Here is a 13,957-nt window from a genome sequence, read left to right as displayed (position 1 = left end):
CCGGATGGAAAGGCTTAATATGTCCCTTGTGACCCGATTCCTTGGCGCAACCGCGCTGTCGCTGACGCTGGCACAGGGGGCAGTGGCCGAAGGGCTGACCGCGGACAGTGTGATGGCCACCGTCAATGGCACGGAAATCACCCTGGGCCACATGATTGCGGTGCGCGACGGCCTGCCTGCGGAATATCAGCAGCTGCCCGATGACATCCTGTTCAACGGCATCCTGGACCAGCTGATCCAGCAAACCGCCCTGGCCGAGATCGGCGCCGGCAATCTGACCAAGCGCGACGAAACCGCGTTGGAGGTGGATCGCCGCGCCTATCTGGCCGGTGCCGTGCTGGACCGCACCGCCACCGCGGCGGTCACCGAGGAAAGCATCCAGGACGCCTACAACACCCGCTTTGCCGATGCGGAACCCTCGCGCGAATACAATGCCGCCCATATCATCGTCGCAACCGAGGAAGAGGCCGCCGCGATCAAGGCCCAGATTGAGAACGGTGCCGATTTTGCCACCGTGGCGCGCGAAAAATCCGCCGATGGCGCCGCCGCGAATGGGGGCGATCTGGGCTGGTTCGGGCTGGACGTGATGGTCAAGCCCTTCGGCGATGCCGTGGCCGCCATGCAGCCCGGCGACATCGCAGGCCCCGTGCAGACCGAATACGGCTGGCACGTCGTGAAGCTGATCGAAACGCGCCTGGCCGAGGCGCCGACGATCGAGGATGTCCGGATGGAACTGGAAGGCGATTTGCGCCAGAAAGCCGTTGAAAGCCGCGTGACAGAGGCCGTCGATCAAGCCAAGGTGGAACGCAATGTCGAGGGTGTCGATCCGGCGGTCCTCAAGGACAGCACGATACTGGGCGATTGATCCAAAGGGGCGGGCACGATGGCGAAACGGAAAGAACTCAAGGCCAAGGTCGAAAAGCTGAAGGCCAAGGTGAAGCTGCTGAAGGGTCAGATCGAGCACGGCCTTGAAGCCACGGTCGAGGCGGTCGCCGAGGCCGCGCAAAAGGCAAAGGCGGCCAACCCCATTTCGCCGCTGGCCCCCGCGGCGTTCCCCGCCCTGCCGCAGATCGACGGCGTGGATTTTGCCGCGATCGCGGCGGGCGTGCGCTATGCAGGCCGCACCGATGTGATGCTGGCCCGCCTTGCGCCGGGGACGGTCGTCGCCGGTGCCTTCACGCGGTCCTCGACCCGCGCGGCCTGTGTGCTTGACTGTCAGGCAAAGCTGAAGATGAAAGTTCCGGCGAATGCGGGCGCCGCGATCATCGTGAATTCGGGCAATGCCAACGCCTTCACCGGCGCCGCCGGGCAAGAGGCCGTCGATGCCGTCACCGGCGCGGTCGCGGCTGAACTTGGCCTGCCCGCCAGTCGCGTCTTTTCGTCCTCCACCGGCGTCATCGGCGAGCCGCTGCCCTATGACCGGATCACCGCCAAGGTGCCCGATCTGGCGCAGGCGCTGGACGGCGCAGCGATTGAACTTGCCGCGCGCGCCATCATGACGACCGACACCTTCCCCAAGGGCGCCGGCGCCGAGGTGCAGGGCGACGGCGGCGTGATCCGCATCGCCGGCATTGCCAAAGGGTCGGGCATGATCGCGCCCGACATGGCGACGATGCTGGTCTATATTTTCACCGATGCGAAGATCTCGGCCGCGAACCTACAGAAAATCGTTTCGCGCCAGGTGGATGATACGTTCAACGCCATCACCGTTGACAGCGACACCTCGACCTCGGACGCGCTGATCGTCGCGGCAACCGGGCGCAGCGCGGCAGCGGAAATCAAGGACATGCGGTCCAAGCCCGCCCGCGATTTCGAGGCTGCCCTGCGCGCCGTGATGATGGATCTGGCCCATCAGGTGGTGAAGGATGGCGAGGGTGCGACGAAATTCGTAGAAGTCCGCGTGACCGGCGCCGCCGATGCCGCCGATGCCCATCGCGTCGCCATGTCCATCGCCAATTCGCCGCTGGTCAAGACCGCCATCGCGGGCGGGGATGCAAATTGGGGCCGCGTCGTGGCTGCCGTGGGCAAATCGGGCGCCAAGGCCGACCGCGACCGGCTGAAGATCAGCTTTGGGGACATGGTCCTTGCCGAAAAGGGCTGGCGTGTGCCTGAATATGACGAGGCCGCCGCCTCGGCCTATATGAAGCGGCAAGAGCTTGTGATCGGGGTGGATCTGGGTCTTGGCACGGCGGCGAAATCCGTCTGGACCTGCGATCTGACGCACCGCTACATCGACATCAACGCGGATTATCGTTCGTGAAGACCATCCTTGTTTCGGCCGTCGCACTGATTGATGCCGACGGCCGCATCCTTCTGGCGCAGCGCCCTGCGGGCAAGTCGATGGCCGGGCTGTGGGAATTCCCCGGCGGCAAGGTCGAACCCGGCGAGACGCCCGAGGCCGCGTTGATCCGCGAATTGCATGAGGAACTGGGGATCGACACTTGGGCCTCATGCCTGGCGCCGCTGACATTCGCCAGCCACAGCTATCCCGATTTCCACCTGTTGATGCCCCTGTTCGCCTGCCGCAAGTGGCAGGGCATCGTGCAGCCGCGCGAGGGGCAGCAACTGGCCTGGGTGCGGGCGACGGACCTGCGCCGCTATCCGATGCCGCCCGCCGATGAACCGCTGATCCCGATCCTGCGCGACTGGCTTTAGACGCCGACGCTGTTCGGTTTCCGTTAAGATTCGGGCGCTATCCCTGTTGTCAGAACAACAGGGGGATAACATGTTCTGCACGATCACCATTGGAAACTACATCTTCATTCAGGGCATGCTGGAAAAGCTGCGTGATGACGGAAAGGCCGTGGTCCGGGTTGGCGAGGACCGTTTTACAGGGGTTCCGGTAACAAAAAACGCCGCCTGAGCGGCGGCGTTTCGGGGTCTATAGCCGGGGGGCATCGCCCCCCGTTTTCGTTACAGCGTGCGCTCAATCTCTTCGCGTTCGAAAATCTCGATCACGTCGTTGGGACGGATGTCATCGTAATTTTCAAAGGCCATCCCGCATTCCTGGCCGGATTGCACTTCCTTGACCTCATCCTTGAAGCGCTTGAGCGTCTTGAGCGTGCCTTCGTGGATCACCACGTTGTCGCGCAGCAGACGCACGCCGGCGGAACGCCGCGCCACGCCTTCGGTGACAAGACAGCCCGCCACCTTACCCACGCCCGAAACCTTAAAGACCTCTTTGATCTGTGCGTAACCGATGAAGTTTTCGCGCACTTCGGCCTTCAGCAGGCCCGAGGCCGCCGCCTTGATGTCATCGACCAGATCGTAGATGATCGAATAATAGCGGATTTCAACGCCCTTCTGGTTGGCACTGGCCCGTGCCGGCGCATTGGCCCGCACGTTAAAACCGATCACCGGCGCGCCCGAGGCTTCGGCAAGGCCGATATCGGATTCGGTGATCGCACCCACGCCCGAATGCAGTACGCGCACGCGCACCTCTTCGTTGCCGACCTTTTCCAGCGCCTGCGTGATCGCCTCGGCAGACCCCTGCACGTCGGCCTTCACGACCACCGAAAGTTCCGCCACGCTTTCATCGGCCTTGGCCTTCGCCATCAACTGTTCCAGCGTGCGGGCGGCCCCTGCGGCGGCGCGCTTGTCCTTGGCGGCCTGTTCACGATAGTCGGCGATTTCACGCGCCTGGGCTTCGGTTTCCACGACGTTCAGAACGTCACCGGCTTCGGGCGTGCCATTCAGGCCCAACACCTCAACCGGGACCGAGGGACCCGCTTCATCGACGCGTTCGCCCTTGTCATTGACCAGCGCGCGCACCTTGCCCCACTGTTCACCGACAACGAAGATGTCGCCGCGCTTCAGCGTGCCGTGCTGCACCAGAACGGTGGCGACCGGGCCGCGACCCACGTCCAGCTTGGCTTCGATCACGGCGCCCTGCGCGGCACGGTTCGGGTTGGCGCGAAGTTCCAGGATTTCCGCCTGAAGCGCGATGGCCTCCAGCAGTTGATCCAGCCCCTTGCCGGTCTTGGCCGAAACCTCGACGTCCTGCACATCGCCCGACATCGCCTCAACGACAACTTCGTGTTGCAGCAGATCGGTGCGCACCTTCTGCGGGTTCGCGCTTGGCTTGTCGCATTTGTTGATCGCCACGATCATCGGAACACCGGCGGCCTTGGCGTGGTTGATCGCCTCGACCGTTTGCGGCATCACCGCGTCATCGGCAGCCACCACCAGCACAACGATATCCGTCACCTGCGCGCCACGGGCCCGCATCGAGGTGAAGGCGGCGTGACCGGGCGTGTCGAGGAAGGTCAGCACCGCCCCCGATTCGGTCGTCACCTGATAGGCACCGATATGCTGGGTGATCCCGCCCGCTTCGCCCGAAACGACGTTGGCGTTGCGGATCGCATCCAGAAGCGAGGTCTTGCCATGGTCGACGTGGCCCATGATCGTGATGATCGGCGGGCGCGGTTGCAAGTCTTCGTCGCGGTCCTGAACCGTGTCGATCACCTGTTCCACGTCAGAATCGGACACGCGCACCGCCTTGTGGCCGAATTCCTCGATCACAAGTTCCGCGGTGTCGGCATCGATGGTCTGGTTCGCGGTCACCATCATGCCCATCTTCATGAGCGTTTTGATGACATCGGCCACGCGTTCGGCCATCCGGTTGGCAAGTTCGGACACCACGATGGTTTCGGGCAGCTGTACGTCGCGGACCATCTTTTCGGCCTTCTGGCCAAAACCCATCGCCTTCTGGCGCGCCTTTTCCTGCTTGCGCTTCATCGCGGCGAGCGAGCGTTGCCGCCCGCCTTCGCCACCTTCCAGTGCGTCCGACAGGCTCAGCTTGCCGGTGCGGCGGCCTTCGTCACCCTTGGCCTTGCTGCGCGAATCACGATCGGCCGCGCGATCATCGCGGTCACGGTCGGTCTTGCGCGGGCCGACGGTCGCAACGCCCTTGGTCGCGGCGCGCGCCGCGGCGGCCTCGGCTGCGGCCGGGTCTGCGGGGGCCTCGGCCTTGGCGGGGGCCTTGCGGACCTCTTCCTTCTTCTGGGCGCGCAGCTCGGCCTCGCGGGCCTTGCGCTCATCCTCTTCGGCTTTCAGGCGCAGGGCTTCCTCGCGTTCGCGATCCTCACGCTCTTTGGCCTCGATTTCGGCGCGACGGCGCTCACGCTCTTCTTCGCGGGCCTTTTCCTCGGCCTCGCGCTGCGCAGCTTCCTCAACCTCACGGATCTTGGCGGCCTGAAGCGCCTTCAGGCGGCGCTCCATTTCCGCATCGGAAATGCCCGCCGGGCGTTTCGACGGATCGCCCAGGGCCGGATTGGAAGAACCGGCACCCTTCGCGGGGGCACCGCCGGGCTTGGGCACCACCACCTTCTTGCGCTTGGTTTCGACCACCACGCTTTTCGTGCGGCCGTGGGAGAAGCTTTGCTTCACCTGACCGGGACGCGCGCCGCCAAGACCCAGGGGTTTTTTGCCGTCAGTATCGCTCATGCCGTCTTCGTATCCTTCCCGGCGGTCTGGCCGCCGTCCTGCCTGCGCAATCCCGCAAGCCTTGCCGCTTCGCTTATAACACGTGGAGTGAGTCCGCCAGCCGCAAGCGCGCCGTGTATGGCATGATCGCGGCCGAAAGCCAAACCCAATTCCGCAGAAGTGAGGCAGCCGAACCATCGGCCACCTTCCGGGGTCCAAAGCTTGCCCTTGCCCCGTTCGGACCCGTCCGAGGCCTGCAGAAGAACCTTGGCCCTGCCTTCGGCCAACCAGCCCTTCACCTTTTCGAACCCGATCACCGCCCGGCCCGATTTGCGCACCAGAGAGATAAGTTCGACCACACGATGCGCAAGCCCCTGTTCCACCATATCCACCAGATTTTCCGGCACGGTGACGGGGGCGCGGGCGGCACGGGCGAACAGGCCCTTGGCGGCGGCACGGGCGATCAGGTCGCGATCAGCCGTGACCCAGACACCCCGGCCCGGCAGCTTTTCCGCCAGGTCGGGATAGATCGCACCGTCGGGCCCGACGACAAAGCGCACAAGCCCGGCCTTGGGCTGCACGTCACCCGTGACGATGCAGCGCCGTTCCGGCTCTGTCCTGTCCTTGTCGCGGCCCCCACGGGTCATGCTTCACCCGAGGCTCAGGCCTCGGCCTCCTCGTCTTCGCCGGTCTCGTCCTCGGCTTCGGCTTCCAGTTCCGTCGGATCCACCCAGCCAAGCTGGATGCGGGCAGTCATGATCAGCTGCTGCGCTTCTTCCAGGCTCATGTCGAACTTTTCAAGGATGCCATCATCCTTGACCCGCGCGCCATCCACCGTGGTCCAGCCACCGGCCAGTTCCCAGTCGGCGCAGGTGGCGAAATCTTCCAGCGTCTTGATGCCGTCTTTCGCCAGCGCCTCGATCATCTGCGGGGTCAGGCCCTCAAACTCGAACAGCGACTGTTCGACACCCAGTTCGCGGGCGGCTTCCAGGGCCTTGCGGTTCTGTTCCTCGATATAATCGCGGGCGCGGGCCTGCAGTTCTTCGGCGGTGCCTTCGTCCACGCCTTCGATCGACAGCAGTTCATCCAGGTCCACATAGGCGACCTCTTCAAGGCTGGTAAAGCCTTCGGCCACCAGCAGCTGGGCGAAGAATTCGTCCAGATCCAGCGCATCGACGAACAGCTTGGTGCGTTCGGCGAATTCGGCCTGCCGGCGCTGGCTTTCCTCGGCCTCGGTCAGGATGTCGATATCCAGACCAGTCAGCTGGCTGGCCAGGCGCACGTTCTGGCCGCGACGGCCAATGGCCAACGACAGCTGTTCATCGGGCACCACCACCTCGATCTTGCCGGCTTCCTCGTCGATCACGACCTTGGATACCTCGGCCGGCTGCAGCGCGTTCACAAGGAAGGTCGCCTGATCTTCGTTCCACGGGATAATGTCGATCTTCTCGCCCTGCAATTCGCCCACGACGGCCTGCACGCGGCTGCCACGCATCCCCACGCAGGCACCAACCGGGTCGATCGAGTTGTCGCGGCTGATCACGGCGATCTTGGCGCGGCTGCCCGGATCGCGCGCAACGGCCTTGATCTCGATGATGCCGTCATAGATTTCGGGCACCTCCATCTTGAACAGTTCCGCCATGAACTGCGGGTCGGTGCGCGACAGGAAGACCTGGGGCCCGCGCGCCTCGCGCCGGACATCCTTGATGTAGGCGCGGATGCGGTCGTTCGGACGATAGCTTTCGCGGCCGATCTTTTCGTTGCGGCGCAGGATCGCCTCACCCCGGCCGATATCGACGATAATGTTGCCGTATTCCTCGCGCTTGACGACACCGTTGATGATTGTGCCCTTGCGGTCCTTGAATTCGTCATACTGGCGGTCGCGCTCGGCCTCGCGGACCTTTTGCAGGATCACCTGCTTGGCCGACTGCGCGGCGATCCTGCCCAGATCGACGGGGGGCACCTCGTCCACGATTTCATCGCCAATCTGCGGGTCGGCCAGGTATTGGCGGGCCTGTTCCACGGTCACCTGCGCCTGGTAATTTTCCAGCTCGTCATCGGCAACCACGGTGCGCACGCGGGTAAAGGTTGCCCGGCCCGTCTTGCGGTCGATCTTGACGCGGATATCCATCTCGGACCCGTAGCGCGACTTTGCGGCGCGGGCGAGACTGTCTTCCATCGCCTGAATCACCAGATCCGGGTCGATCATCTTCTCGCGCGCGACAGCCTCGGCCGTCTGCAACAGTTCCAGCTGGTTGGCAGAGGTGATTGCCATGGGTCTCAAGCCTCCTCGGGGTCGGGGGTATCCGTTTCGGTTTCGATCTCGTCGAACATGTCTTCGTCGATAACGCCGGCGGCCTTCTTCTGGCGCAGCATCTCGGTGATCAATTCGTCGGTCAGCACAAGTTTCGCATCGGACAGCCAGTCGAATTGCAGGCCGATCACGACCATTTCGCCGGCATTCTCGATCTCGATCAGCACCTCATTGCCCTCGGCGCCGCGCAGGATGCCCTTGAATCGCTTGCGCCCGTCGATCTGTTCGGCGGTTTCGATGCGGGCCTCATAGCCTTCCCACATGTCAAAATCCTTCAGCCGGGTCAGCGGCCGGTCGATCCCGGGGGACGAAACTTCAAGGTTGTAATTTTCCTCGATCGGGTCTTCGACATCCAGCACCGCCGAAACGGCGGTCGAGATGCGGGCGCATTCGTCCACGACGATCCCGCCCTCGGGGCGGTCCGCCATGATCTGCAACGTCGGCGTCTTGCCACCCATCAGGCGGATGCGCACCAGTTCAAAGCCCATCCCCTCAATCACGGGGGTGACGATTTCCGCAAGGCGCCGGTCGATGGCGGTCTTGGCGATCAGGTCGGTCATGGTTCCGATCCTCAAAAACAAAAAACGGGCCGCGCGGCCCGTTGCACTTTCCCGGTGGGCTTCGGGTTTGGACCCCGCAGCGCCGCTGTTGGATCTGCATATAGGCCAAAGACAGCGGTCGCGCAAGCCTGTTGCATGTTCAGCCGCGCAGCCGGTCCATCGTCGCCACAAGCGCCGCGGTGATGCCGGGTTCGGACAGCGCATGCCCCGCCGCCGGAACCATCCGCAAATCGGCCCGCGCCCAGCCCTGGGTCAGCCGCCAGGCGGACACCGGCGGGCAGATCATGTCCAGCCGGCCCTGCACGATGGTCGCGGGAATATGCTCGATTCGCGGCCGGTCGCGCAGGATCTGGCCATCTTCCTCAAGAAAGGCATGGTGTTTGAAATAATGGTTTTCCAGCCGGGCGAAGGCGCGGGCATAATCGGGCGGCGCCTCGCCCGGGGGGGTATCGGTATCGACACTGGCCAACGCATTTTCCCAATGCGCCCAATACCGGCCAAAGCGGGCCTCGGTCGCGTAATCGCCAGAAAACAGGCGCTTGTGATAGGCCTCGATCAGATCGCCCTGCTCATCTTCCGGGATGGGGCGGCGGAAATTTGCCCACAGATCAGGATAGAACCCCCCCGCACCACCGCCATAAAACCAGTCAAGTTCCGCCTTGGTGGCCAGGAACACGCCGCGCAGCACCAGATGATCGACCCGGTCGGGATGGGTCTGCGCATAGACCAGCGCCAGTGTCGCCCCCCAGCTGCCGCCGAACACGGTCCAGGACGGAATGCCCAGCAGGTCACGAATACGTTCGATATCTGCCACCAGGTGCCAGGTGGTATTGGCCTGCACACAGGCATGGGGCCGCGACAGGCCGCAGCCGCGCTGATCGAACAGAATCACCCGGTAATGCGCCGGGTCGAAAAATCGTCGCATCTGCGGGCTGCACCCACCCCCCGGGCCGCCATGCAGAACCACCACCGGCTTGCCCTGCGGATGGCCCGATTGCTCGACATAAAGGCGGTGACCGTCGCCGACATCGACCATGCGCTGATCGAAGGGTTCGATCGGCGGGTAAAGAAAGGCGCCCGATGTGCGCTTTTGCCCTGCGGTTCTGTCCATGACAGGACTATATAACGCAAAAACGTAGCCCGCCACGGGTTGCGCGCAGTAAGAAGCGAGGTTTGCGATGCAAAGCGCGACGAATACCGTCGATCCCGCCGAGGTGGCGAAATTTGAGGCTATGGCCGCCGAATGGTGGGACCCGAATGGCAAGTTCAAGCCGCTGCACATGCTTAATCCCTGCCGGTTGGATTACATCTCTGGCCAGATTGCCGCGGAATTCGGTCGCGACCTGAAATCCCCCCGCCCGCTTGAGGGGGTGCGCCTGCTGGACATCGGCTGCGGTGGCGGCCTGCTGTCGGAACCGATGGCGCGGCTTGGGGCAACTGTGGTGGGCGCAGATGCCGCCGAACGCAACATTCCGGTGGCGCGGCTGCATGCCGAGCAATCGGGCCTGGACATCGACTATCGCCACACCACCGCCGAGGCGCTGGCCGCCGCAGGCGAACGCTTTGACGCGGTGCTGAACATGGAGGTGGTCGAACATGTCGCCGACCCACAGGGCTTTATCACCACCTGCCAAGAGCTTCTGAAGCCGGGCGGGCTGATGATCTGTTCCACCCTGAACCGTAATCCCAAAAGCTGGCTTATGGCGATTGTCGGCGCGGAACATGTGATGCGCTGGCTGCCCAGGGGCACGCATGACTGGTCAAAATTCATCACGCCCGATGAACTCTACGCCCTGATCCGCACCGCGGGCCTGGACCCGGTGGACCGCAAGGGCATGGTCTTCAACCCCATCACCTGGCGCTGGTCGCTGTCGGACCGGGACCTGTCGGTGAATTACGTCACCGCCAGCATCAAGTGCTAGGCCGGCCCGATCGCGCCCGGCAACCATGAAAAGACCCCGCCGGAACACGGCGGGGCAAGGCTGCGCCTGCGGGCGGACCACAGGCACCGGCGGTAACCTTGAATTCGGGGGGCTTAGTTCGGGCGGTCTTCCAGTTCGGCCCGGATCTGCTGACGCAGCAGGTCGATCGGCACCATCTTGCCGTCGCGCTTGAAGTGCCAGTAGGTCCAGCCATTGCAGGACGGCGCGCCTTCCAGATGCGCACCCACCTGATGGATTGATCCCTTGACGTCATTGCCGACCAGCGTGCCATCGGCCCGCACCTTGGCCTTGAAGCGGTTGCCGATGGAAAACAGCTCTTCGCCCGGGCGCAGCATGCCGCGTTCGACCAGCTGGCCAAAGGGCACACGCGGTTCGGCGCGCTTCGAGCCGGTGATTTCCAGCGCTTCCTTGTCAAATTTGCGAATCCGGGCCAGGCGCTTTTCGGCAACCTCACGATAGGCGGCCTCGCGCTCAATCCCGATGAAATCGCGGCCCAGCATCTTGGCCACGGCGCCGGTGGTGCCGGTGCCGAAGAACGGATCAAGGATCACGTCGCCCGGGTTCGTGGTGCCCACGATCACGCGGTGCAACAGCGATTCGGGCTTTTGCGTCGGATGGGCCTTGTCGCCCTGCGCATCCTTCAGCCGTTCATTCCCGGTGCAGATCGGCAGCACCCAATCAGACCGCATCTGCACGCCTTCGTTCAGCGCCTTCAGCGCCTCATAGTTAAAGGTGTATTTCGCGCCTTCGGATTTTGACGCCCAGATCAGCGTTTCATGCGCATTGGTCAGCCGCTTGCCGCGGAAATTCGGCATCGGATTGGACTTGCGCCAGACCACGTCGTTCAGGATCCAGAAGCCCTGGTTCTGAAGCTCGGCCCCCATGCGGAAGACGTTGTGATACGACCCGATCACCCAGATCGCGCCATTGGGTTTCAGCAGACGGCGCGCAGCGGCCAGCCAGTCGCGGGTAAAGCTGTCATAGGCCGCGAAAGAGGCGAACTGATCCCAGGCATCATCAACCGCATCCACCTTGGAATTGTCGGGCCGGTGCAGATCGCCGCGCAGCTGCAGATTATAGGGCGGATCGGCAAAGATCAGGTCTACGCTTGCCTCGGGCAAGCTGTTCATCATCTCAATGCAGTCGCCTGCAAGGATCTGGTTCAAGGGCAGCGCCGCCGCGGCTGCCTTGGTCATGGTCTTTGTCATCTCTGCCTCTTTTGTCCCGATCGGGTGCCGGCTTGGTGCCAGTCTGTGGGGACAAAGATGAGTCAAAGCCGATTCGGCGTCAAATTCTTTTTTGAATCAATCACTTATGAATTTGCCTTGATACAAGATGTTGTGCACCGGCTTGAACGAACGTCTATGAACAGGGGTTACCCCAAGATCTAGAAGCGCCTGCAGGTGGTCCTTGGTCGGGTAGCCCGCATTCCGTTCCCAACCGTATCCGGGGTATTGTTGCGCCAAATCCACCATCAGCGCATCACGCGCCTGTTTCGCCAGGATCGAGGCCGCCGCGATCGAGACCGAACGCGCATCGCCCTTCACCACCGCCTCGGCCGACAGGGACAGATCGCGTGGCACCCGGTTGCCATCGACCAGCACATGATCGGGCGGCAGGCACAGCCCGGACAGCGCCCGGCACATCGCCAGATGTGATGCCTGCAGAATGTTCAGCCGGTCAATTTCCTCGACGCTGGCATGGGCCACGCACCAATCGGCGCTTGCCATGATCCGGGCCGCCAGGCCGGCGCGGCGGGCGGGCGACAGCTTCTTGGAATCGTTCAGCCCCTCGGGGATGTGCAGCGGGTCCAGCACCACCGCGGCGGCGGTCACCGGGCCGCACAGCGGGCCGCGGCCCACCTCATCCACACCGGCGATGCGCAAAAGGCCGCGGGCGCGCGCGGCCTGTTCAAAGCTTTGATCAGGGAACTGGGCCATGATCGGGGGATGCCCCGGATCATGGCCCAGCGCAACGGCAAAGCGCGCGGATCAGCGCCGGGCGACCCTGAAGCCCCGTTCGCGCAGGCAATTCAGGCCGTACACCGTGCCACGCCCGCGTTCGGTGCGGATGTCGAAAGCGCAGGCCTGCGGCATGCGGCGATCAAGCCCTTCGCGCCGCAGGCAGCGTTCGGCAACCACGTCGCGCTTCTTGCGGTCAACCCGGATGTCGGTAACGCAATGCGCCGGGATCAGCCGCTGATCGCGTCGCTGCCATTGGTTGCGATCCTGCCGGCGGTCGCCCTGTTCGGCCCAGCGATCACGATCGCGGTAGTCGCCATAGTGGCGCTGTTCCTGGGCCTGGCGTTCCTGCTCTCTCTCACGTTCCTTCTTCTTGTCGATCCCGTCCACAATCAGCCCAAGTGCCACCACGCCGGCGATGGCGGGCAGGATGCTGCGGGTATCGTTGCCTGGATAAACCTGCTGCGCTGCGGCGGGCACCGCGCCCAGCACAACGGAAGCGGCAATCATCAGGGCGGTCAGGCGGGCACGAAACCCTTTGGTCGCGGACATGATGTAATCCTTTCTGCAAAGGCGGGATGGCCCGCCGGATAACGATGCCCAAGGCTCACCCCGATCTGCATGGCCAAGCAATATCACCACGCTGCTATCGGATAACAGCCGCCTACCCCGCCCTTTGCTATTGCATAACCGCCTGCCCCGGCGCAGCTTTTGCACATGATGAAACACGCACTTCTGATCCCCTTGCTGGCCCTTGCCCTGTTGGCCGCCGCCCCGGCCCGGGCCGAGTGCTATGCCGATTACAAGGCCAAGCAGGACACCCCCCCCCTGCGCCTGCATTACGGGGTTGCCCGGTTGCCCGACACGGCCTGCAACCCGCAGGCGGCTTCACGCCAGTTGGCGCCACGGCTGGCCCGGGAAGGCTGGACGCTGCTGAACATTCTGTCCATCTTCGGGCCCGAGGGGCTGAAGCAAAGGAAAGACAGTGCCGGACCATATTTCCTCCGTTACTGAGGGGTTGCGGACCGGGTCGCGCGCGATTGTCTGGGGCGTCGCGGCGATCGTGGCCATACTGGGCGCAGCGGCGGCGATGCTGTTTCTTGCCCTGCCCGATGCCAATGCCTTCAACACCCGTGTCGAACGCATCTTTATCGAAAATGACGCCCTGACCGCCCCATCCGAAATCCGGTTGCTGGAAATCCTGGCGCAATCCGGCACCACCTTTGCCGAGGTGCTGGCAACCTACCGGGTCATCATCTTCATCCTGATGGTCTTTGGCGTGGCGCTTCTGGTGGCGGCGCTGGTGCTGCTGCTGACGATCATGACGCTGAACCGGCGCATGGCCGCGATCCGCCGCGCCGGGATCGAGGTGCAGGCGTTACGCATCCTGCGGGCCGAGAATGCGGTCTTGCTGAACGACATGGCCTTTACCCTGACCCCCGCCGCGATCGAAACCCTGGCCGTTCTGGCCGAGGCGCGGATGGATGATGAAATCCTGACCGGCGCGCAGATTGAGGCCACCATATCCGGCCGGGACGCCGCCGATTGCGACGAGGCCGCCGGGGCCACCCGCATCAAGCGGCTGCGCGACGCCCTTGGCAATCAGCTGGTGGCGGAGCTGCTTGTCAGAAACATTTCACGCAAGGGCTATACCCTCGCCATCGCCCCCAATGCGATCCGCGTGGACTGACTTTCGCTTGCGAAGGGGGGGGCGGGGCCCTATATCGCGGCTTCACTTTACCGTTGGGCCGGGAA

General features: G+C 63.7%; 15 protein-coding genes. 7 read left to right on the top strand and 8 right to left on the bottom strand.

Annotated features, from left to right (window positions below; translation table 11 throughout):
• The first annotated feature begins 19 nt into the window (after window positions 1-19).
• The 4 genes from ACK8OU_RS04050 (at window position 20) to ACK8OU_RS04035 (ending at window position 2,863) form a co-directional block, all read left to right on the top strand.
• On the top strand, window positions 20-865 hold the full coding sequence (locus ACK8OU_RS04050) for a peptidylprolyl isomerase (RefSeq protein ID WP_410302106.1): 846 nt from the start codon (window positions 20-22) through the stop codon (window positions 863-865).
• An 18-nt stretch (window positions 866-883) separates the two neighbouring features.
• Window positions 884-2,260 carry a bifunctional glutamate N-acetyltransferase/amino-acid acetyltransferase ArgJ gene (gene argJ, locus ACK8OU_RS04045; RefSeq protein WP_410302105.1) on the top strand — a complete coding sequence of 459 codons (1,377 nt, stop codon included), beginning with the start codon at window positions 884-886 and terminating at the stop codon, window positions 2,258-2,260.
• Window positions 2,257-2,655, top strand: coding sequence for an 8-oxo-dGTP diphosphatase MutT (mutT, locus tag ACK8OU_RS04040; protein ID WP_410302104.1), 399 nt, complete (start codon window positions 2,257-2,259; stop codon window positions 2,653-2,655). The genes argJ and mutT overlap by 4 nt, the downstream gene beginning before the upstream one ends.
• Window positions 2,656-2,725: 70 nt before the next feature.
• A complete protein-coding gene (locus tag ACK8OU_RS04035; RefSeq protein ID WP_410302103.1) occupies window positions 2,726-2,863 on the top strand; it encodes a hypothetical protein in 138 nt (45 codons plus the stop codon).
• Window positions 2,864-2,913: 50 nt separating this feature from the next.
• On the opposite strand, the gene infB is transcribed toward ACK8OU_RS04035, so the two are convergent.
• From infB to pip, 5 genes are all read right to left on the bottom strand, one after another.
• Entirely contained in the window at window positions 2,914-5,445 is a 2,532-nt protein-coding gene (infB, locus tag ACK8OU_RS04030) for a translation initiation factor IF-2 (RefSeq protein WP_410302102.1), read from the bottom strand.
• Window positions 5,442-6,071, bottom strand: a complete 630-nt coding sequence (locus tag ACK8OU_RS04025) for an RNA-binding protein (RefSeq protein WP_410302101.1) — start codon at window positions 6,069-6,071, stop codon at window positions 5,442-5,444. Before ACK8OU_RS04025 ends, infB begins: the two co-directional genes overlap by 4 nt.
• Window positions 6,072-6,085: 14 nt before the next feature.
• Entirely contained in the window at window positions 6,086-7,699 is a 1,614-nt protein-coding gene (nusA, locus tag ACK8OU_RS04020; RefSeq protein WP_410302100.1) for a transcription termination factor NusA, read from the bottom strand.
• A gap of 5 nt (window positions 7,700-7,704) precedes the next feature.
• Window positions 7,705-8,298, bottom strand: coding sequence for a ribosome maturation factor RimP (gene rimP, locus ACK8OU_RS04015; protein ID WP_410302099.1), 594 nt, complete (start codon window positions 8,296-8,298; stop codon window positions 7,705-7,707).
• Between the two features lie 139 nt (window positions 8,299-8,437).
• A complete protein-coding gene (gene pip, locus ACK8OU_RS04010; RefSeq protein ID WP_410302098.1) occupies window positions 8,438-9,409 on the bottom strand; it encodes a prolyl aminopeptidase in 972 nt (323 codons plus the stop codon).
• A gap of 67 nt (window positions 9,410-9,476) precedes the next feature.
• Between pip and ubiG the strand changes: the two genes are divergently transcribed.
• Window positions 9,477-10,220 carry a bifunctional 2-polyprenyl-6-hydroxyphenol methylase/3-demethylubiquinol 3-O-methyltransferase UbiG gene (gene ubiG / locus ACK8OU_RS04005; protein WP_410302097.1) on the top strand — a complete coding sequence of 248 codons (744 nt, stop codon included), beginning with the start codon at window positions 9,477-9,479 and terminating at the stop codon, window positions 10,218-10,220.
• 113 nt (window positions 10,221-10,333) lie between these two features.
• On the opposite strand, the gene ACK8OU_RS04000 is transcribed toward ubiG, so the two are convergent.
• From ACK8OU_RS04000 to ACK8OU_RS03990, 3 genes are all read right to left on the bottom strand, one after another.
• Entirely contained in the window at window positions 10,334-11,449 is a 1,116-nt protein-coding gene (locus ACK8OU_RS04000; protein WP_250045491.1) for a site-specific DNA-methyltransferase, read from the bottom strand.
• Between the two features lie 96 nt (window positions 11,450-11,545).
• Window positions 11,546-12,181 (bottom strand): ribonuclease HII, encoded by a 636-nt coding sequence (locus ACK8OU_RS03995; protein WP_410302096.1) that lies wholly within the window; start codon window positions 12,179-12,181, stop codon window positions 11,546-11,548.
• 51 nt (window positions 12,182-12,232) lie between these two features.
• Window positions 12,233-12,754 (bottom strand): hypothetical protein, encoded by a 522-nt coding sequence (locus tag ACK8OU_RS03990; protein WP_410302095.1) that lies wholly within the window; start codon window positions 12,752-12,754, stop codon window positions 12,233-12,235.
• Between the two features lie 168 nt (window positions 12,755-12,922).
• Between ACK8OU_RS03990 and ACK8OU_RS03985 the strand changes: the two genes are divergently transcribed.
• Window positions 12,923-13,216 carry a hypothetical protein gene (locus tag ACK8OU_RS03985; RefSeq protein WP_410302462.1) on the top strand — a complete coding sequence of 98 codons (294 nt, stop codon included), beginning with the start codon at window positions 12,923-12,925 and terminating at the stop codon, window positions 13,214-13,216.
• Entirely contained in the window at window positions 13,188-13,892 is a 705-nt protein-coding gene (locus tag ACK8OU_RS03980) for a winged helix-turn-helix domain-containing protein (RefSeq protein ID WP_410302094.1), read from the top strand. The genes ACK8OU_RS03985 and ACK8OU_RS03980 overlap by 29 nt, the downstream gene beginning before the upstream one ends.
• The last annotated feature ends 65 nt before the right edge of the window (window positions 13,893-13,957 follow it).

This window comes from Pontitalea aquivivens, from assembly GCF_046507575.1.
GTDB lineage: Bacteria > Pseudomonadota > Alphaproteobacteria > Rhodobacterales > Rhodobacteraceae > Pontitalea > Pontitalea aquivivens.
The sequence above is the reverse complement of the archived record's forward strand: the minus strand, read 5'-3'. Positions and strand labels throughout refer to the sequence as shown.

What these genes read in the sequence shown, in the direction of transcription:
- pip (WP_410302098.1), bottom strand. Translation starts at nt 9,409, where the DNA reads ATGGACAGAACCGCAGGGCAAAAGCGCACATCGGGCGCCTTTCTTTAC.
- rimP (WP_410302099.1), bottom strand. Translation starts at nt 8,298, where the DNA reads ATGACCGACCTGATCGCCAAGACCGCCATCGACCGGCGCCTTGCGGAA.
- ACK8OU_RS03990 (WP_410302095.1), bottom strand. Translation starts at nt 12,754, where the DNA reads ATGTCCGCGACCAAAGGGTTTCGTGCCCGCCTGACCGCCCTGATGATT.
- infB (WP_410302102.1), bottom strand. Translation starts at nt 5,445, where the DNA reads ATGAGCGATACTGACGGCAAAAAACCCCTGGGTCTTGGCGGCGCGCGT.
- ACK8OU_RS03985 (WP_410302462.1), top strand. Translation starts at nt 12,923, where the DNA reads ATGAAACACGCACTTCTGATCCCCTTGCTGGCCCTTGCCCTGTTGGCC.
- ACK8OU_RS04025 (WP_410302101.1), bottom strand. Translation starts at nt 6,071, where the DNA reads ATGACCCGTGGGGGCCGCGACAAGGACAGGACAGAGCCGGAACGGCGC.
- nusA (WP_410302100.1), bottom strand. Translation starts at nt 7,699, where the DNA reads ATGGCAATCACCTCTGCCAACCAGCTGGAACTGTTGCAGACGGCCGAG.
- ACK8OU_RS04000 (WP_250045491.1), bottom strand. Translation starts at nt 11,449, where the DNA reads ATGACAAAGACCATGACCAAGGCAGCCGCGGCGGCGCTGCCCTTGAAC.
- argJ (WP_410302105.1), top strand. Translation starts at nt 884, where the DNA reads ATGGCGAAACGGAAAGAACTCAAGGCCAAGGTCGAAAAGCTGAAGGCC.
- ACK8OU_RS03995 (WP_410302096.1), bottom strand. Translation starts at nt 12,181, where the DNA reads ATGGCCCAGTTCCCTGATCAAAGCTTTGAACAGGCCGCGCGCGCCCGC.
- ACK8OU_RS04035 (WP_410302103.1), top strand. Translation starts at nt 2,726, where the DNA reads ATGTTCTGCACGATCACCATTGGAAACTACATCTTCATTCAGGGCATG.
- ACK8OU_RS04050 (WP_410302106.1), top strand. Translation starts at nt 20, where the DNA reads ATGTCCCTTGTGACCCGATTCCTTGGCGCAACCGCGCTGTCGCTGACG.
- ubiG (WP_410302097.1), top strand. Translation starts at nt 9,477, where the DNA reads ATGCAAAGCGCGACGAATACCGTCGATCCCGCCGAGGTGGCGAAATTT.